Genomic DNA, 19,863 nt, shown 5'->3' with positions numbered 1-19,863 from the left:
AAGGCGAAGCCTATGCTTCTGAAGTAGCTTTCTTTCAGAAAGCTTTTAGCTTCGCTTTTTCAGGTTTTTTCTGTCCTCTCCGTTTTTGTGTAAAGGGTTAGTTCAAACATAAACAATCTTAAAAATTGTACAGGATGAGGGGGACTTGCTGTGGCGAAGCATTCAGAAGCGATGTATTTAGGCCGTTTGCCTGATGTTCGTCTGTCGTTTCAATTAATGGGGTTGCATGCAAGAAAAGCAGATTCGAACTGGACATATCCATCCCATGAACATTCGATGTATGAAATTCACTGGATGATGGAGGGTACGATGAATATGGTGATCAATGGGAAACTGCATCAGCAGTCTGAAGGAGATCTTTTGTTCATTCGTCCGGGAACCACCCATGCTTGCACAGGGGCAGGGCCAGAAGGGTTTGCCTATTTTTCGGTTCATTTCAGTGTACATGATACTTCTTTTTGCCGGGAACTCAACCGTAGCAAAGACACCTACTATCCAGCAACATCGAATCTTGCCATGGCCATGTCCCCGATCCTCTCTACGTTGTATGATCTGTCTACAGAGCATTTGTCTGAATCTTTATCCTCCTCGAAACAAATGAAGGTGCATGCCGCTGTATTTGAGCTTCTTGGCTCACTCGTCGGACAGTTATCGCAGAAAACATCCGTTACAGTATCCAGAAAAGAGGCGATCGCCCATCAGATTGCTGAGTATATCGAGGACTCGGTAAGATATATCCATGTACATAGTGAGATTCAGGAAACGAACCGAACCTGGATTCAGGATATTGCTAAATCGCTCAACTTGAGCACGTCACAGGTCAATCGAATTTTCCGAGAAGTGTACGGTCAGGCACCGCGCAAGTATTTATCGGAAACGTTACTGAACGAAGCCCAGCGGCTGTTAAAACAAACGGATCTGAATATTGATCATATTGCCATGATGCTCGGATACAAAACGAATGCACATTTCAGCCGTCAGTTCAAACGCTGGACAGGCACCGCGCCAAGTGAATTTCGCATGCATGCCCAGCAGGAGGTGATGAGTCTTACACAAGACAAATAAAGCGCAAAGACGGAGAAGAACGTACTGTTTAAAAGGAAACGTGTTCCCTTGTGAAAAAGAAAAAAGCAGCTCAAGGATGAGTGCCCTCACCACTGGCTGCTTGAAACTTTTGAAGGTAAATGAAGTTAATTCAATTCAAATGAAGCCAGGCTCGCGCTGCCCATCCCCTGGTATGTAAAATACAAGGCCTGCTTACCGTCTGGAATGCGAATCGCGGCAGAATACGACTTCCATACATTGGTGAAGTGTACCGGGATTGTCCCCAGAACGGGTCCGTCCCAAGCGGTTTTTACCTCAAAGCTACCATTACAGTATCCACGTATCTTAATCGTGACTTGTTGAATGTCTTTACAATCGAAGTATTTAAAACCAGCTGTCGCAGATTCCGTCATATTGGCAACATATCCGGTTTCTTCGTCGCCATCTCGGCCATCTTGGGTAATTTTCGGAAAACGACTGTCGAGCCAAGCACCTGCACCAAATCCACCCGTATACAATTGATCTTCTTGGGTAAAAAGGTTGCACGCAAGATAGGCGGGGTATTCGCCTCTACCTTCCAAAGGTTCCCCATTCGAACCACAAGAGGTCATTTCAACTTGAGGGATGAAGCCATCCTTTTCAAAGTTAAGCTTTTCAATACATCCCTGCCGGTTAAATGCATCTCCATTCGTATGTCTGTGGTAAAAAATGTACCACTCCTTGTTGATCTCTACGATACTTCCATGGTTGTTCCCTCCATAATTCATGGGCTTTCCAGCCGGCTTGTATGTATCGATGTGAAGATCACAGTTGCTCACAATTACACCTTGATATTCAAAGCCTTGAGTTGGAGACGTACTGGTTGCGTAACATAATTCATGCATGACGACCGAGGAGTATACGAGGTAGTAGAGGTCTCCCCTTTTGCGAATCGAAGGAGCTTCAAAAAATTCATGTCCTTCATACCCGCTTCCATCACTATACGGCTGACTTGGGGCTATAAATACCGGATCCTCTACAATCGTTAGCATATCGGGGCCAAGCACTGTCGCCATTGCTCCGTGTCTGGAACGGTCACCAGGTGCACAGAAGCCCGTGTAGAGATAAGTGAACTCTCCTTCTGTCAACACACCTGGATCAAACTGCGGCTCATCGCCTTCTCGTTCCCCGAGCCGAGTGCCGTCTGTATATTGAACATATCCATAGAATTCATATTTACCCGCAGGCGAATCGCATACCGCTACAGAAACAACGGGCACTTTATCCAGTACATAATATAGATAATAGCGACCATCGGGGCCGAGTGTCACATCGGGGGCATACAGGCACATATGACCGTCGGGGTTCAGCGGATCATCCGTTTTTTGATAAATAACTCCCTCATTACGCCAGTTCCCAAGGTCATCTACAGGTGCGGACCAGCACACATAATCGTTCAGACAAAACGCATGTCCATTAAACCTGTCATGAGACCCGAATACATATACTCTATCGTTAAACACGTAAGGCTCACCGTCAGGCACGTATTCCCATGATGGGAGGTAAGGGTTTAAACCTTGTTTTTTCATCGGAAAATGCACTCCTTTTTTCTATTGCATTCAAGATAACTTTCGTATAATTAGGAGACAGCAAGAATGTTCATGTTTCAATGGCGTTTCGATATACACGTAGAACGAGACTCACAATATGCACAGTAAAGGTGAACAACAATGAATACGATTTATTACGTTGAATATGATGCTGAGCATCACAGTCCATTTGTGTTTGACATACCTGAAGGTCATGATTGCTGGCTGTTGGTCATTACGCAGACTCCGGCACTGTTCTGGGTCAATGGTCAACTACAAGAATTCCCGCCCCATTGTGCTGTCTTGTATCCGCCCTATTCGAAAATATATTATCGCGCTTGCTCAGACCAATATGCGAACGATTGGATACGTTTTGCAAGTGACGAGCTCTATGTAACCGAAACATCTCTCCCTCTGGGTGAACCTTTTGCATTAGATGATCCTGAATATTGTCATAAGCTGTTTCAATTACTTGTCGCAGAGCATTCTCTCCAGAACGGCTACAAGGAATCATCCATCGATTATTTGCTTCGCACATTGTTTAACAAACTGCTTGAATCTTATGTGCAAAAAAATATTGGCCCGCAGCATTATCCTCTGATGAAACTTCGGACAGCTATTCACAACCATCCAAGTCACCCATGGACTGTGGCTACAATGGCTGAAACCATGAATATCAGCCCGGGATACTTGCAACTTATTTATAAGAAATCATTCGGTTTGTCCTGCATAGATGATGTCATCCATAGCCGGATTCGCTTGGCTAAAGAGTATCTTAGACACCATCCCTATACGGTTGCAGAGATTGCGGAAAGATGCGGGTACCGTAATGTCGAACATTTCTGCCGGCAATTCAAACAAATGACGGGTGTATCGCCTAAGCGATTCAAACATCAGTGAGTCTTAATGAGCATCTGTATTTCGAAACAGACTTGTTTGTTTCTCAAAGTTTCTACGTGAAATGGTAGCGCTATCTTATAATTTTAAGATAAGGTTTTTAGCACATTCATACAATGACTTATCCTGACCGATTATTGATCAATCCTCATATGAGTGTAGTTATTAGAATTTTCTTCGGTTCTACCCGAGATTAATGGTAAAATAAACAAAAATGATGCCCACTAAAGGAGAGTTAACATGAACGAAAGACCGAGCAAAGAGGAATATGCTGCTTTCTACGAAGGATATATTAACCTTGTTCCTGAAGGAAATGTCATTGAGTTGTTACAAAAGCAGGCGGAACGTGTGGAGAGCGCAATTCGCGCATTATCCGACGAACAAGCCGATTACCGCTATGGTGAAGGGAAATGGAGTGTTAAAGAGGTTTTTGGTCACCTTATTGATAATGAGCGAATTATGAGCGGCCGTTTGTTACGCATCGCCAGAGGAGACAAGACCTCTCTTCCAGGATATGATCAGGACACGCTTATGGAAGGTCATCCTTTTGAAACGTACAGCGTGGTTGATCTGGCCGAGGAATATGCTGCGGTACGGTATTCCACCATTGTACTGCTCCGCCGCCTGAGTCCAGAAGCTTGGATGCGTATGGGGCAGATCAATGATAACACGGCATCTACTCGTTCCATTGCTTATGTGATTACCGGACACGAGTTGCATCATTTGTCAGTCCTTCGCGATCGTTATGATGTACAGATATAATCTGTAGAGGCATGTCATTCGTTACTGGGGGTGAAATGAATTGCAAGGATCTCCAGCTTATTTGAGGCAAATACAGCTTAGACGGAATCAAATTGCTACTTATGATGAGTATCCTTTTGACTTGCCTGTTATTCGTAATCTACATATCATGGATTTTCATCCCAAAGTTACGTACATTGTTGGTGAGAACGGGATGGGCAAGTCCACGTTAATGGAGTCGATTGCCGTGTCATGGGGATTCAATCCCGAAGGCGGCACGATGAACTTTACGTCTTCTACCCGAGCCACGCATTCGAACTTGCTCACTACCGATTCTGATGCTACCTCCTGACCTGCTCCTGCAACCTGTGTTATCACCGCTACTAAATAAAAAGAGCCAGCTAACCCTATTGATTAGCTGGCTTACCTATTGATCACTAGAATGACTTGACCGCTACAATTACTTCTTGATCACTCGGATTGCTTCATGTACATATTCCTTCATATACATATTTCTGTTTCGTTCTTAGCCCTTATAATGAAAATCCGGTATGCTCGTCCAGCGTCGTTTCAGTTCATGTGCGATAGCTTTCGGTTTACGGTCCCGTGTGAAAATGCCTTTCTTATTGCCTTGTACACGAATAATTCCCTGACTGGTGGCAAAATCAGCAAAGTTCCATACTTGTTCACCGACAAAGTGCTCAAATTCATCGAATACTTCATGGTTGGCTTTGTAAAATTCTACTTGGTATTCCTCTGTAAACATGACAGGTTCAACATCGTGCAATCCGGCAACCGTGTCTGCCCCGTATTCGGTCATCATGAAAGGTTTGTTCGGGCATCGCTTTAACCAGCCATTGAATTCAGCACGAAGCTTTTCCTTGGCAGCGTGCAAATCCCCACCATCCACATACCAGCCGTAATATCGGTTAAAGGTGAGAATATCCAACAGCTCCGCAATCTGATCCTTCTCAGGTGAGGATTCCATTTGAGTAACAATGGTCACCGGACGTTTCTGTGGATCTAACTCTCTCGTTAGATCAATCAGCGGTTTAAAATATTCATAGGCTCCCTTTTCTTCAGAGGCAGGTTCGTTAGCGATATTCCACATGACCACACAAGGGTGATTTTTGTCCCGCTGAATCAGTTCACGGATGACGTCCTGGTGATGCTCAAACGTATCAAGTTCATCCCATGTGTTCTTCAGCACGCCTCCGCGATGCACGACCAGCATGTTCAGATGCATGCCAACCGCCGCCACCTCATCAATCACGACAAAACCTTCCCGATCTGCCAGTCGCATCACTTCTTCTGAATATGGGTAGTGTGCGGTACGGAAGGAGTTGGCTCCCGACCATTTCATCAGATTAAAATCAAGCACATTAGCTGCTTCATTAAAACCTCTGCCATGTATGGTCGTATCCTCATGTTTGCCGTACCCTTTGAAGTAAAAAGGTTTATCATTAATCAGGAACTTGCCTTCTTTCACTTCTACACTTCTCACCCCGAATGGCTGTTCATATACATCCATGGTTTTCCCTTCAGTTTGCAATTCTGCGCGCAACGTGTATAAGTAAGCATTCAGCGGCTCCCAGAGTCTAACATCTGATATAATCATCGTGCCTGATTCGCCTTCGGATGTTGCAACCAAAGAGCCGGATTCATCGATAATTTCAGCTTTAACCGACGCAGAGCCGACCACATCAATGGAATAATGAACCTGTCCGTCCAATTGGGTTACGATCGTGACATCCTTAACATAGGTCATTGGTGTTGTGTATATTTTTACAGGGCGATGCAGACCGGCATAGTTAAAAAAATCAAAGTTTGGCAGATTGTGCACCGTTGTTTGCCCGTTCGAATGTGTTTTCTCAATGATAGAGCCGACGGGTAAGGTGGTTTCGTCTACGATATTGTTTACAGCGACGGTTATGCGATTCTTCCCTTTGTGCAAGTAACGGTTTATTTCAGCTTCAAAAGGTAAAAAGCCGCCTTTGTGCTCGGCAACAAACTCCCCGTTCACATACACTTTGGCTACATGAGTAACGGATCCAAAGCGCAATACAACTCTCTCTTCATTTATCACACTTGGCAAAGTAATCTCACGCTCATACCAGACCCAGCCCACATGGTCACGTATTTTGGCGCTTACTCCGATATCGTTATATGAGGCTGGGACAGCCATGCGCATCGGATCTTGAAGTTTTTCCTTTTGCCAGTTATCCTTGAATCCCTCTCCGGCATCTAACTTGAAATTCCAGATTCCATTCAGATCGATTAGATTACGTGTCTCGGTCAAAATAGGGTATAACATATGAACATCTCCTTCATTCTCTATAAAATAGGTGCTTCCTCTACCTCCTGCCTTATACACGTTGTGAAACGGATCTCGGATATCAGTTCATTCGTTTTGCCTTGATATCGCTTACAAGTTGTGCTGTACGTTTTTTGTTTAATGGATACAGAAAAGCAATGCAGATAAATACGAGAAACAGACCTATAGCTGGTACAATGGTCGCTAAAAAATAAATGCCTTCAAGTGTACGTGGTGTTTGTACATGCAGTGCAGCATTATACCCGACAGCCGCCATGGCTACCCCGCCAATACCACCTGCAACGGCCTGCCCGACTTTACGTGAAAAGGAATAGATGGAGTATATCGTCGCATCCTCCCGGAGTCCTGTAACATGTTCATGATAGTCAACCAAATCTGTGATAAACGCCCAGCTGATCAGATTGAACAGAGCGTATCCTAGCAACCCGACGAACAGAATCGCCATGTATTGAATAGCGGAAAGATTCGGAATGAAATACAGCAGCAAGTAAACAAGCGTTGAGAGTAAAAAGCCTGCAGCGGCAACTTCTTTTTTTCCGAACTTTGCTACGAGCGGTTTGATTAACGGCATTCCGATAAATATAGGCGCAGCTTGCACCAGACTGAACACACTAAGTAATTGCGCGTTACCGAAATAGTCTTTGAACAAATACGTATTAACCGTGCCAAGCAACATTAAATTGATCAAGAAAATGAGCGATCCAATCAGGAAGACGATGAGCGGCTTGTTTTTCAAAAGTCCATATAATGTTTTTCTCAGATTGGTATTTGGTTTCTCGTTCATATCCGGGATAACACGTTCGAGCGATAATTTATAACACGCCATATAAGAAGCAATGGACAATATTCCAAAAATAACAGCTCCCAGTAAAAAACGGCTTGCATTCGCTTCGTTATTTACAAACAACAGCAACGGGCCCACCACGCCTACGAATAATTGCGCCAATGTTGCTCCAAGCGATCTCCATGTAGACAGAACGGTTCGTTCTACTGGGTCAGCAGTAATAACTGAAGCCATGGAACCGTAAGGAATGTTAACGGTGCTGTAAAGCGTTCCCCAAAGAATATAAGTAACATAAGCGTAGGCGAGATAAAATCCATCGGGCATTCCGGGAATGTAAACAAACATGAGTACCCCGGAGATCACGAGCGGAAATGACATGCGATAAATCCATGGCTTGAATTTACCGTGTTTGCTTGCTTTACGCGTATCGACAAAACGTCCCCATGTGACATCGGCTACGGCATCCCACAAACGAGCTAACAGGAATAATCCTCCCACCGCTGCCGGGTTAATATGAAATACATCCGTGTAATAGACCATCAAAAATGAGCCAACTAGCGCGAAAAAGAAATCGTTTCCAAAATCACCAAACAAATAGCCGAATTTATCCTTATATCCGAAAGGACGCATAAAAATCCACCTCTTTATTCAAAATTTGGAATAACTATTGTCGAATTTTATTACAAGATGAATCTGATCATTTGATAACGCTCTCAATTCAGGGTATAGGTCGTGTATTATATTGGCTGAGTTGCTGATCCCCCTTAAATCCATGCTTGAAATCGATTTCATGACAAATTATAATCGGTCTTGTGAGGTTTCATATGGTAAGTTTCACATGTAAATAGGAATATTCACATGTGTTTTTCACTTCTTAGACTGGAACGGAGGCTTGGTGATGAATAACTGTTGTGATGAAAGCCTTGAATATATATGTAATATGACACATCATTTATACAATGTACCCGTCTACTATTTTGATAATGAATATAAGCTGATCTATCAAGTTACCCCTGTGGATTTCCAGCATAACCCCTTACTTCCCTCTGACGATAAGATCATGACAGAGCTCTTTTCCAGCATGCCTCTCGAGCCACTTCCTGTCTTTCGTGAAACAATCTATTTGGAGAAATTTTTCGCTATACGTATTCTTGCGGATCATCAGTGGAAAGGAATCATTATCGTAGGCCCGGTTATCAATTTTAAAATGACAGAGGAGATCATTCGTGTGACTCTAAGTGATTTGTTAGCCAAAGCGGATCATCACGAAATGAAGATGTATTACGACGGAGTCCCTGTGATGAGTACGTTTAAATTCATTAATCTCAGTATGGCGATGTATTTCATGCTCTATCAGAAAAAGCTAACGCTAGACGAAATCTTAATGAAAAATGAGGATGAGCGTTGGAGAAAAACGCTGGAAATCGAGCAACCTTATAAGCAAATCATAGACGACCGTCAAAATAATCTCATTCACACGGAGATCGATAAAGAGAAGAAGGTATTTGATTTCATTCGATTGGGTAGAACCGATAAGGTGTTGGAATCCTTTCATACCATTCACAAACAAGGCAAAAAGAGTGTGTTGTCCAAGACGAGTTATCTGCGTAGTCAAAAGAATCTGGCGATCTCCCTGATCACGCTTGCAACAAGATCAGCGGTAGAAGGTGGTGTTTTTCAAGAGATTGCTTATAATCTTAGTGATTTTTATATTCTTAAAATTGAAGACTTAACCGACAGCCAAGCAGTTGAGGATTTAATGGAGGTTGCGCTGCTTGATTTTGCGGAACGTGTTAAGCGTAGTAAAAAGCACAAATACTCGAAACCGATTAACATATGCCAAAACCATATCTTCAACCATTTAAACGAGCGGATTACGATCTCACAACTGGCTGAAATCACTTCGTTGAATCCGAATTATTTGTCCAATCTGTTTAAAAAAGAAGTAGGCATCTCCATTTCGCAGTTTATTTTGAAAACAAAAATTGAAGAAGCTCAAAATCTGTTGACGTATTCTCACTATACGTTAGCGGAGATTTCTACCCTCTTAAACTTTTACGATCAGAGTTACTTTGCGAAAGTGTTCAAAACGTATACGGGATGTACACCGAAACAATTTAAAGATCAAAGAAAAAAAGATTAAACAAAATTGGATCAGAAACAACAAAAAAACCGCTGTAAAAGCGGCTTTTGAAGGTTTGTTTAGTCATGCTTACATTCCGGTGTTCGAAAGTAACCTGTGATTCGCATATGCGGCGGCACCGATCATGCCCGCTTGTCCGCCCAGTTTGGCTTGCACGATGGTACAAGCTCCCGAAGCGAGCTTTAATGAGTGATTTACCACGGTATTACGGACGGTGTTAAGGAGACGATCTCCGGCTGCGGACATGCCGCCACCTACGATAATCATTTCGGGATTCAGCATATTTATGACATTGGAAAGGCCGAAACCTAATATCTCTCCTGTTTCGTGCATGACTTCAACAGCAAGTACGTCGCCAAGGTCATACGCATTCGAGATCATTTGAGCGGTAATTCTGGACGGATCTCCTTCTATCCACTCCGTAATCATACTGGATCGGCCTGCCTCCAGCTTTTCCGTGAACGTTCGAACCATTCCAATAGCAGATACATATCTGCCCAGGCATCCTGAACTCCCGCAACGGCAAGCACGGCCTTCTCTATACATATTCATGTGTCCAATTTCCCCTGCACTTGCGGTTGCTCCGTAGATTACCTTCCCGTCATTAACGATTCCAGAGCCCAGACCGGTTCCTAACGTGATTAATACCAAGTTGCGGCAACCGACACCTGCACCAAACAGCCATTCACCATATAGATTCACGCGTACGTCATTGTCGATAAAAACAGGGAAATCAAAACGTTTGTTCATGTGATCAACGACAGGATATTCTCCCATTCGGGGAAGTTAGGCGAAAATATAGATAAGCCCGTTTGTGGATCTAGCAATCCAGGCACACCTATACCCATGCAATGTACCTCTTCAGGATAGATTCCTTCGGCCGCCATCATTTCTTGCGTGATGTTCACTATTCTTTTTAACACATGGATCAGGCCTTTATCGGCTTCCGTAGTATCACTTCGTTCGTGGATTTTCTTAAATGCTGTATTAAACACAGCGGATTTAATATTGGTACCGCCCAGATCTATTCCGATTATATATTTGCTCATATATTAACATCCTGACCTTAAATGATATAGACACATCATTATTAAAACACGAAACCGGGGAAAAATCTAAAACACAAAAGTCGCCATGTCGGCGAATTGTTTAGGAAAGATTATTTACATGAGTAAGAAACGATACCCTAAGTTTGTTTATTCAAATCAAATCGGTTTATCTGAACATTATCGGTCATTACATAAATAATGCCTTCCCCCTCATATACAAATGTGGGATCAGATTCCTTTAGTTCAGAAGTATTAACGGTGTGAAGTAACTTCAGTTTGGTCTTTGCCGACGCACTAGTCTGATAGATGGATATTTTTGAGTTCTCAACCAGCATGACAGTTCCATCTGGCGCGGTCTGGTACATTTTGGCTGAAGCAGTGACAGTTTGCATGATGCCTTTGGGGTCAATAATGAAAAAATTTCCATTCGATTGAATTCCTGTGAATCCATTAGAAAACACGTTTCTTTTCACGGTCATGGATGTCTCCATGTCGTCATAGTAGCTCACATTGCTGATTTTTTTAGTCCACACTTCCTTCCCCTTCGTTGTTTTAGCACTGAAACTTATAACATTGTTTCCGTGATTCTTCTGAAAATGAAGTAAACCATCGGGACCGAACCCTGAAAACATGCCTTCTTTAAAGTCAAAATGGTATTGAAATTGCTGCTTCATTTTAAAATCAAAATATGTCATGCGGCTGGACGTTTTGCTTGTCCTATTGATAGTTTCGAGTAAACCATTGACAAAACCGTAAAGAATGGATGCGTTCCAATTGTTTTTACCCAAAAACTTGCCTTCCGGACTATACCGATAACTAGTCACCCGCTCAGAAGCTGTTTCCAGATAAACAAACAAATTACCATCAGGCATGATGGATACTCCAGATATGGAACGGACTTTTTCGTCAAAGTACTTCATCCACAATACTTTTCCGTTAGGATTGTATGCGGTTAGACGTTGTTTAACAACACCAGAACTATTTTTTATCGAAGTGAGGATATAAACATTACCGTTTTGCGCGACTTGTGCATATGTACCAAAAAAACTAAAAATCAGGTTGCTTCCAGCAGTATAATCGGTTTTGGATAATTGTTTTCCTGTCTTCTTGTCAAAAATGTACATCTGATTGTCCATACTCATAAAGTTCAATGTTTGATTGGTAATCCGAACATTACTGTCGGACAAATACTCGTGTCCATCTGGAATGGAGAAGGTCCAGTCTGGTTTGGGCAGGCTTTGAAAGTTGTTTGCAGAAACCGTTCCGGTAAAAGAACTGCTGAGCATTAGGATGATTACCAGAGATATTAATCTTTTGATGTGAAGCAACATATCACCTTTTTCTTTTTATTTTTTATAGATCCATTATCGTCATTTATGTGTATAAAATGAATAGCAGCCTTCTATTGGAAGACTGCTGGATCCGGCTATTAAGGCTAGCTTATTTTAGATCAACCAGATCAATTGATTTTTCGTACAGCAAACCATAATTCGACGAATTGCAGTCCATCCTTGCTTCCTGTAACCTCAAATTCGAGACCGTTAACTTGCTCATAACCTGCTGTTGGGAGCCATTCTGAGAAGAAACGTTTATATAACGTTTCCATAACCTCACCGAGTTGATCCCAGGCAAATGGCTCAGATGAAAAGATAGCCCACGTATGCGCAGGTATAGTCATAACCGTGTAACCAGCAGTTGCACTTGTCTCCTTTTTAAATGCACACAACATATACGGGAATGTTTCTACTTCTGTCAGTCTGTAACTGCAAACAGCGTGTACAGGGTGATAGTTCTGATCCAAAACCTCTGGGAGCCCATTTGCATGGAGTGCAAGTTTTTCGACATCACCGTTCTCATGACTTTGTTTCCATAAGTCGGCTGGGGTTTCTTTTCCGTTTACGCTGAATTTTTTTTCAATCCCGAACACTTCGAAGCTTTCTTTGGTTTCAATGCGATAATTCATAGGCTCAACCCCTTTAATAGAGATAAGAAAGGAAAGCCGTGGATAGGCTTTGAGCGCCGTCCCTTTTTCTCTTGCACTGGCAGGGTTCACTCCATGTAATGCATGAAATGCCCTTGCAAACGATACCGGAGATTCATAGCCATACTTTATGGCAACATCAAGCACTTTAGCATCACTGTGCTGTAATTCGATGGCTGCCAGTGTAAGCCGTCTTCTTCGAATATATTCAGCCAGTGGCACATTCGTAATGAACGAGAACATCCTCTGAAACTGATATGAAGAACAGCAAGCACACTGCGCAACGTCATTTAAACTGATTTCGTTGGATAGATTCGTTTCAATATGATCCAGAGCACGATTCATTCTCATCAGCCAATCCATCTGATCCCTCCTCTCAACTAAGGTAAAGTATAGCGTTATGTAACCCAAGTTTCGCAACGATTTGTGCACTCAGAAGTTTCATCATCCCTCACCCATCTCTGTACTAATATTGTCTACAACACCTTTTCTTTAACAATCATTTGTGATCTTGCACAAATCAACCTTCTGATGTCATGTTATTTGACATTCTTGTTTGACTCCCCTCTACAACCATGTTACATTTTCAAACATAAGCAATGATTGGAAAAAGATTACATGAAACTCGAACTGTTATTCCTACTCATTTTAACTCAGCGAAGGAGTTGCTGACTATGCACTTGACTGTACAGGAACGTGAAAAATTACTAATGTATCTCGCAGCGGATATGGCTGAAAAAAGGCTGAAACGTGGCGTTCAGCTGAATTACCCGGAAGCCGCTGCCTATATTTCAGGTTTTGTCGTAGAGGGTGCGCGGGATGGGAAAACCGTTAAACAACTGATGGAAGAAGCTCGCCACCTTTTATCAGCAAATCAGGTAATGGATGGCGTAGCCGAGTTGCTGAGCGAAGTTCAGATTGAAGCCACGTTCCCCGACGGAACGAAGCTTGTGACTGTGCATGAGCCTGTTGCCCGGATCGATGGTGCGATTATCCCCGGTGAATATGAATTTGCGGATGACCCCATTGTCCTGTTACCTAACCGCAAACGAATTACCCGTTCTGTGACCAATACAGGAAGCCGACCTATTCAGGTCGGATCACACTTTCACTTTTTTGAAACGAACCCCGCTTTATCATTTAATCGTGAAGGAACCAAAGGATATCGACTGGATATTGCTTCAGGTCTATCCGTCCGCTTTGAACCGGGAGAAGTTCATGAGATTACACTGGTTGAAATCGGTGGAACGAAAGAAATCCATGGATTCGCCGGGTTAACCAACGGGAGGGTTGAATGATGAACACCATTGATCGCGCGACATATGCGAGTATGTATGGCCCCACGACCGGAGATCGGATTCGGCTTGCGGACACCTCGTTAAAAATTGAGATTGAAAAAGACTTTACCGTGTACGGAGATGAGTGCGTTTTTGGCGGAGGTAAAACGGTCAGGGATGGCATGGGACAGCATCCTCTGGCAACGCGTAGCGAAGGTGTCCTGGATACGGTTATTACCAACGTTGTTATTGTGGATACATGGGGAATTGTCAAAGCCGATATTGGCATTAAGGACGGACTGATCCGAGGCATCGGCAAAGCGGGAAATCCGTTTGTGATGGATGGTGTCGATCCTGATATGTATATTGGTGTGGGTACTGAAGTGATCTCTGGTGAAAATATGATTGTGACCGCTGGCGGTGTAGATAGCCACGTTCACTTCATTTCGCCGCAGCAAATTGAAATTGCCCTGCAGAGTGGCATTACGACGATGGTTGGTGGAGGCTCCGGCCCGGCAACAGGCACGCTTGCAACCAACTGTACCTCGGGTGTATGGCATATCGAACGCATGCTACAGGCGCTTGATTCACTTCCGATGAATTTTGTGATGCTTGGTCGAGGCAACAGTTCCAGACCTGAAGCGTTGATGGAACAAGTACTTGCTGGTGTAGGCGGGCTGAAAATTCATGAAGATTGGGGAAGTACACCTTATGTTATCGACAAATGTTTAAGCGTGGCAGAACAGTATGACATTCAGGTCAATATCCATACGGATACGCTGAATGAAGCTGGATATGTAGAGGACAGTCTGCGTTCATTCAATGGTCGCGCCATTCATACCTACCATACGGAAGGTGCGGGCGGTGGTCACGCGCCGGACTTGTTACGTGTCGCTTCCATGCCGAACGTCCTGCCTTCATCCACCAGTCCAACCATGCCTTATACCCGAAATACCGTCGATGAGCATCTGGATATGTTAATGATTTGCCATCATCTCGATCCCAAAATTCCGGAGGATGTCGCCTTTGCCGCTTCGCGGATTCGGGAGACAACGATTGGTGCGGAAGATATTTTACATGATATCGGTGCGATCAGCATGACTAGTTCAGATTCACAGGCGATGGGCCGTGTAGGTGAGGTGGCGATCAGAACATGGCAAACGGCGGATAAAATGAAAAAACAACGTGGTTCCCTTAGCGGCGACACCCGGGCGGATAACAATCGTGTGAAACGATATATTGCCAAATATACGATTAACCCTGCAATTACCCACGGCATTTCCACATATGTAGGCTCGATTGAAGTCGGTAAAATGGCCGATCTTGTGTTATGGAAACCCGCTTTCTTTGGAGTGAAACCGGAACTTGTCATCAAAGGCGGTATGATCATGCATAGTGTCATGGGAGATCCTAATTCTACGATCTCGACACCACAGCCCTACATGTACAGACCGATGTTTGGAAGCTATGGCAAAGCACGTTCAGCCATTTGTGCAACCTTTGTTTCTCAGGCATCTATTGATGCGGGTACCCTTTCCCCTCTGGGGCTCAGTAAATTCTTAAAACCTGTGAAAGGCTGTCGTACAGCTAGCAAAAAAGATATGATTCTGAATGGAGAAACGCCAACGATTATGGTTGATCCGAAAAATTACACCGTATCCGTGAACGGTGAAACGCTACGCTGCCTTCCGGTTGACGAACTTCCCATGGCACAAAGGTACTTCTTGAGTTAATATGATGGAATAATTGTTGCCTTCATTGAATGGCTCCGTTTAAATCTACAAAAAAGCCCAGCTAACTAGCCGGGCTTTTTATGATTCCAATCATATTCTTGCTAGTCCCGTTCGATTATTCTCGAATGAACCCACCTTCGGAATGAATAACTTGTCCCGTAATCCAAGCTCCGGCCTCACTCACGAGAAAATCAATAAGGTTCGATGCGTCCTCAGGTGCTCCAATCCGTCCCAGCGGGAACTTTGGAATCAGATAATCACGAATGGAATCATCCATCCACGTTGTATCGGTTGGCCCCGGATTCACGGCATTTACCGTAATCTTTAAAGGTGCAAGTTCACGGGATAAGGATGTTGTAAAAGCGGAGATCGCGCCTTTGGTCGCAACATACGCTAACTCTCCTGGCATCGGCGATATATCTTGTCCCGAAGTCATATTGATAATTCTGCCTGAGGTTAGATTGGATTTTTCGAATTCACGGGCAAATATCGTACACAGTAGAAACGTTGATCGCATGTTAACAGCAAAGTGATTATCTAAGAGTTCAGCGTCAAAGGACTTGTAATCGGTGTTGACACAATAAGCGGCATTATTAATCAGTATAGAGGGTTGTCCCAGTTGTTGGACTGCACTTTCATATACTTGATGAGCTGCATTACGTTCTGATAGATCGATATCGATTGAGGCACAGCGAACCCCCATATCTTCAATTTCCTTGTGAAACGCAAAGGTCCATTCAGGGTCAGCCTTATAGTGTGTGAAGAAAATATCAATATCTCTGGAAGCTAGTTTGCGACAAAAAGCACTTCCCATTTCTCTGGGACCGCTGGCACCTGTGATCATTGCTATTTTCCTCTGATTTTGAGTCATCATTCTACCTCCACTTATGAAAGTTGTTATGAAAAAATTAATTAATCTTCATCATAATAGATAATAGGGTTGATGAACATCACTTTTGTTGATTTGACCAAAGTTCTCTAATCTGCTCAATTAAGTTATTTAATGTTATTCCATCGATCTGATTGGTGAAGCTTCTCATCTCTTCCGTTTTCCCATGATAAGCAGATAAAACATACTTTTCATCCACCACATAATATGTGGCATACCTGGTAAAAGAATAACTTCCTTTTTGTTCAGGTGCTGTTCCCTTTTTTACGGAAGTGACAATGGTCATACCAGGTTTTAAGTCGGGTTCAATCCCTACGAAATCAGCGTTATAAAATAAGTCGGTGGTTTCCTCAACCACTTCTCCCACGATGATTTCTTTCACTCTAACTTTATATGAAACAAATGTGGGTTTGTATGGTTGTACACCTTGTTCTTTGTCTTTCTCGGCTAAATCACCCTCTGGTGTTCCTGGTTCCGAAGATAAAGTCGATTGGAAATTTTCGTTTTGCTTCACAACTTCAGCGATGATAACTGAATCTGATCTCTCCAAAATTTGTTCAAAAGGAACATCTATGCTTTGAGCATAATCAAAGCGACCATCGGAAAGTGGGTACTCTTGGCGAAGTTCTTTGATTCTTTCATCGCTAAGTCTCAAGCTGGATTGTTGATCCGTTGAGCACCCCAATACAACAAATGTTAAACTAAGTAATATAATTATCACTATCATTTTTTTCAATGCTCTCTCCCCCATTTCAGTACGTATAGTTGACATTATTAGATAGATTTATTTTACATATGAGGTGATTCTCGTTTGATGAATTTATATGGCGCGCAGCATCACATTCTTGTGCATTCCAATGCCATTGATGCCGAGGCACATCAACATACGTTTATCCAAGTTACGATTGCACTAGAAAATTATTTTCAGATTGAAGTTCAGGGAGAGATTATAAGTACTACCGGAATCGTGCTTGACTCCAATGTTACTCATCGTTTGCAGGGATCGGAGCAGGCCCTAGTCTTGCTTTTAATAGACAGCACCTCCAGCATCGCAGCGGCTTTCAAAAAATATATGGGCAACCAGGCATACGTTAATTTCCCTTTGGAGCTTAGTAAAGAAATCGCCGAATTTCTCAAAGCACGTTTACCGCTAATCCATGATGCAGAGACTTACCGTGTATTTTTACAACAACTCATGACTTTATTTGACCTGAACCACACGCTACCTGTAGTCACGGATTCACGAATCAAGGAACTGATTCAACATATGAAGGATTGCACGGATTCGGAGCACTCTATTCGTAATTACGCCGAGCAGTTTGGTCTTTCAAGCAGTAGGCTGTCACATCTGTTTAAAGAGAATACAGGAATATCCCTTAGTGGTTATCTCGTCTTACATAAGCTACAGAAGGCATGTTATCTGATTTTTCAAGGAACCAGTATCACGGACGCAGCCATGTTAGCTGGTTTTGATACACCCTCTCATTTTGCCAATACCAGTAAGCGATTGCTAGGAATGACCGCCAAAGATATTCGTAAAGATAGCGTGTTTTTGCAAGTTTATTCCCTGCACTGACGTTACAATGTTTGCAGGAGGTGCTCATCATAAATATGAATAACTATCTCGAGCAGACGGAATTGTTAAACTTTAATCATCCAGCCATTCAGGGTCTCATTCGCAGCCGTAAGTGGACTTCACTCCCTGTAAAGGAACAAATCCTTCACGTATACAATTACGTTCGCGACGAGATTGAATTTGGTTATAATCGCGGTGATGATATTCAAGCTTCAGAAGTGCTGCAGGACGGCTATGGACAGTGTAACACAAAAGGCATTTTATTCATGGCGTTGCTCAGAGCATTGGGTATCCCTTGCCGGATTCACGGTTTTACGATTCATAAACAATTGCAAAAAGGTGCCATGAAAAGCTGGTATTATCACCTTTCGCCGAAAGAGATTACCCATAGCTGGATTGAGGTGTTATATAACGACAGGTGGTTAAATATCGAGGGATTTATCCTGGATCTTGCTTATCTGACCAAGCTTCAACAAAAGTTTGAGCAATGTACAGGTTCATTTTGCGGGTATGGCGTGGCTACGGATGATTTTCAGAACCCCGCTATTTATTGGAATGAAAATGACACCTATGTGCAGAAAGAAGGCATCGTTCAGGATTTCGGTACGTTCGACAATCCCGATCAATTTTTTACGCTCCATCCGCAAAAGCTAAATCCAATCAAGAGAATGATATTCAGCCAAGTGGTGAGGCATTTAATGAATAGGAATGTGAGCGGCATTAGGCGGGGATGACAGGCTCGATCACTTGGAATAAAAATGGATTTCCGTTTAAATATTCTCTTATGTATGCTTGGGCATATTTTTGTTCTTCGATTAAACTGGCTGTCTCTCTTGGATCAGAGGCGTGATGGCAGTAATTTTTGATCAGGATCATAATGAAAAAACATTCCAGGTTCCGAGTATAGTCCGCTTCGAGCTTCCTAATACTCTCATAACCTTGGATAAGCATCCATCGATGCTTTGGCCAAAGCTCCAATAGGGTGCCTGCCATATCGTAGAGATAATATCCGTACCCACATCTTCCAAAATCAATCGGAGAAGGTTGATTATCGTTAAAAACCATATTATCGGTATGTAAATCAGCATGAATGAGCCCATAGGTATGTTCACTTGGACGCATCATAATGGTAAGCTGAGATACAACCTTCTCCGCTGCATCTTGATACAGCTTCCATGCCTCTCCGGATAAAAAACGTTCATGGTAACGTTCCAACTTAGCCAGTTCACGTTTAAAATTTTCTACTCCCCAAACAGGTCTTACAAAATCAGAAGGTGGATTGAAATCCTTTGCTGCTTCATGGAGCCTGCTTATTAATACACCCATATGATATGCATGACTATCCGTAAAATCCCCTGTTGCTTTTTCACCCTCGACCCACCGCATCATCGTTACATAAGGCCGTCTATATCCCATCTCTGTTTCAATCTCCAAAACATAAATACCATCACGATTTGCAATCCCTTCGGGTACTTTAAGATCTTTCGATTTGTTCAGTGCTTGTAACAGTAAAAGTTCGGAACGAATTTCTTCTTTGCTCAATCGGTCCGAATGAATACGAAGTAAATAATGGTAATCTGTACTGGTTTCAATTTTATATGTGATTGTATCAGAAAGTTGAATAAACCGGATGTTATCCCACTCTATATCATACTGTTGAATTGCTGATAATGCGACTTTCCTTGCTCTGATGAATAACGCTCGCCGTTCTTCATCCGTATCAAATCTAAAAAAATCATTCATATGTTATCCCCCTGCAGTTTTCACAAAGTAAAAATTAACTACTTTTCTTATATCTTATTGTAACGATAGTAAAAGCGTAAAAATATGTAATAGACATTTTAAA

The 19,863-nt window shown here is 42.8% G+C and carries 17 protein-coding genes and 1 pseudogene; 9 read left to right on the top strand and 9 right to left on the bottom strand.

Going from position 1 to position 19,863, the window contains the following annotated elements; all coding sequences use genetic code 11:
* The first annotated feature begins 150 nt into the window (after nt 1–150).
* On the top strand, nt 151–1,065 hold the full coding sequence (locus Q9R46_RS10190) for an AraC family transcriptional regulator (RefSeq protein WP_311279935.1): 915 nt from the start codon (nt 151–153) through the stop codon (nt 1,063–1,065).
* Nucleotides 1,066–1,190: 125 nt separating this feature from the next.
* Here Q9R46_RS10190 and Q9R46_RS10185 read toward each other — a convergent pair whose 3' ends face one another.
* The gene (locus Q9R46_RS10185; RefSeq protein WP_311279934.1) at nt 1,191–2,612 is read right to left on the bottom strand and encodes a family 43 glycosylhydrolase; all 1,422 of its coding nucleotides are present in this window, start codon (nt 2,610–2,612) and stop codon (nt 1,191–1,193) included.
* Between the two features lie 141 nt (nt 2,613–2,753).
* On the opposite strand from Q9R46_RS10185, the gene Q9R46_RS10180 reads away from it, so the two are divergent.
* From Q9R46_RS10180 to Q9R46_RS10170, 3 genes are all read left to right on the top strand, one after another.
* On the top strand, nt 2,754–3,512 hold the full coding sequence (locus Q9R46_RS10180) for an AraC family transcriptional regulator (RefSeq protein ID WP_311279933.1): 759 nt from the start codon (nt 2,754–2,756) through the stop codon (nt 3,510–3,512).
* Nucleotides 3,513–3,749: 237 nt separating this feature from the next.
* The gene (locus Q9R46_RS10175) at nt 3,750–4,271 is read left to right on the top strand and encodes a DinB family protein (protein ID WP_311279932.1); all 522 of its coding nucleotides are present in this window, start codon (nt 3,750–3,752) and stop codon (nt 4,269–4,271) included.
* A 40-nt stretch (nt 4,272–4,311) separates the two neighbouring features.
* On the top strand, nt 4,312–4,602 hold the full coding sequence (locus Q9R46_RS10170; protein ID WP_311279931.1) for an AAA family ATPase: 291 nt from the start codon (nt 4,312–4,314) through the stop codon (nt 4,600–4,602).
* 174 nt (nt 4,603–4,776) lie between these two features.
* On the opposite strand, the gene uidA is transcribed toward Q9R46_RS10170, so the two are convergent.
* Both uidA and Q9R46_RS10160 read right to left on the bottom strand, forming a co-directional pair.
* The gene (gene uidA / locus Q9R46_RS10165) at nt 4,777–6,564 is read right to left on the bottom strand and encodes a beta-glucuronidase (RefSeq protein ID WP_311279930.1); all 1,788 of its coding nucleotides are present in this window, start codon (nt 6,562–6,564) and stop codon (nt 4,777–4,779) included.
* Between the two features lie 82 nt (nt 6,565–6,646).
* Nucleotides 6,647–7,999: an MFS transporter gene (locus Q9R46_RS10160; protein ID WP_311279929.1), complete on the bottom strand. Its 1,353-nt coding sequence runs from the start codon at nt 7,997–7,999 to the stop codon at nt 6,647–6,649.
* A 268-nt stretch (nt 8,000–8,267) separates the two neighbouring features.
* Here Q9R46_RS10160 and Q9R46_RS10155 point away from each other — a divergent pair, with 268 nt between their 5' ends.
* On the top strand, nt 8,268–9,512 hold the full coding sequence (locus tag Q9R46_RS10155; protein ID WP_311279928.1) for an AraC family transcriptional regulator: 1,245 nt from the start codon (nt 8,268–8,270) through the stop codon (nt 9,510–9,512).
* Nucleotides 9,513–9,581: 69 nt separating this feature from the next.
* On the opposite strand, the pseudogene Q9R46_RS10150 reads toward Q9R46_RS10155, so the two are convergent.
* The 3 genes and pseudogenes from Q9R46_RS10150 to Q9R46_RS10140 form a co-directional block, all read right to left on the bottom strand.
* Nucleotides 9,582–10,561: pseudogene (locus Q9R46_RS10150) on the bottom strand (ROK family protein).
* Between the two features lie 137 nt (nt 10,562–10,698).
* Nucleotides 10,699–11,892, bottom strand: coding sequence for a hypothetical protein (locus Q9R46_RS10145; RefSeq protein WP_311279927.1), 1,194 nt, complete (start codon nt 11,890–11,892; stop codon nt 10,699–10,701).
* Between the two features lie 128 nt (nt 11,893–12,020).
* Nucleotides 12,021–12,905, bottom strand: a complete 885-nt coding sequence (locus Q9R46_RS10140) for an AraC family transcriptional regulator (RefSeq protein ID WP_311279926.1) — start codon at nt 12,903–12,905, stop codon at nt 12,021–12,023.
* 311 nt (nt 12,906–13,216) lie between these two features.
* On the opposite strand from Q9R46_RS10140, the gene ureA reads away from it, so the two are divergent.
* Nucleotides 13,217–13,840 carry an urease subunit gamma gene (ureA, locus tag Q9R46_RS10135; protein ID WP_311279925.1) on the top strand — a complete coding sequence of 208 codons (624 nt, stop codon included), beginning with the start codon at nt 13,217–13,219 and terminating at the stop codon, nt 13,838–13,840.
* Nucleotides 13,840–15,552 (top strand): urease subunit alpha, encoded by a 1,713-nt coding sequence (gene ureC, locus Q9R46_RS10130; protein ID WP_311280994.1) that lies wholly within the window; start codon nt 13,840–13,842, stop codon nt 15,550–15,552. The genes ureA and ureC overlap by 1 nt, the downstream gene beginning before the upstream one ends.
* A gap of 115 nt (nt 15,553–15,667) precedes the next feature.
* Here the strand turns inward: ureC and Q9R46_RS10125 are convergent, their stop codons facing one another.
* The gene (locus tag Q9R46_RS10125; protein WP_311280993.1) at nt 15,668–16,423 is read right to left on the bottom strand and encodes an SDR family oxidoreductase; all 756 of its coding nucleotides are present in this window, start codon (nt 16,421–16,423) and stop codon (nt 15,668–15,670) included.
* A 79-nt stretch (nt 16,424–16,502) separates the two neighbouring features.
* Nucleotides 16,503–17,177, bottom strand: coding sequence for an outer membrane protein assembly factor BamD (locus tag Q9R46_RS10120; RefSeq protein WP_311279924.1), 675 nt, complete (start codon nt 17,175–17,177; stop codon nt 16,503–16,505).
* 78 nt (nt 17,178–17,255) lie between these two features.
* Here Q9R46_RS10120 and Q9R46_RS10115 point away from each other — a divergent pair, with 78 nt between their 5' ends.
* Together Q9R46_RS10115 and Q9R46_RS10110 are read left to right on the top strand one after the other, a co-directional pair.
* Nucleotides 17,256–18,017 carry a helix-turn-helix domain-containing protein gene (locus Q9R46_RS10115; protein WP_311280992.1) on the top strand — a complete coding sequence of 254 codons (762 nt, stop codon included), beginning with the start codon at nt 17,256–17,258 and terminating at the stop codon, nt 18,015–18,017.
* 35 nt (nt 18,018–18,052) lie between these two features.
* Nucleotides 18,053–18,751: a transglutaminase-like domain-containing protein gene (locus Q9R46_RS10110; RefSeq protein ID WP_311279923.1), complete on the top strand. Its 699-nt coding sequence runs from the start codon at nt 18,053–18,055 to the stop codon at nt 18,749–18,751.
* Here the strand turns inward: Q9R46_RS10110 and Q9R46_RS10105 are convergent.
* Entirely contained in the window at nt 18,738–19,760 is a 1,023-nt protein-coding gene (locus Q9R46_RS10105; protein ID WP_311279922.1) for a phosphotransferase enzyme family protein, read from the bottom strand. The two genes, Q9R46_RS10110 and Q9R46_RS10105, sit on opposite strands and share 14 nt — an antisense overlap.
* Nucleotides 19,761–19,863 lie beyond the last annotated feature (103 nt).

This window comes from Paenibacillus sp. RRE4, from assembly GCF_031844205.1.
Classification (GTDB): domain Bacteria; phylum Bacillota; class Bacilli; order Paenibacillales; family Paenibacillaceae; genus Paenibacillus; species Paenibacillus xylanexedens_B.
The sequence above is the reverse complement of the archived record's forward strand: the minus strand, read 5'-3'. Positions and strand labels throughout refer to the sequence as shown.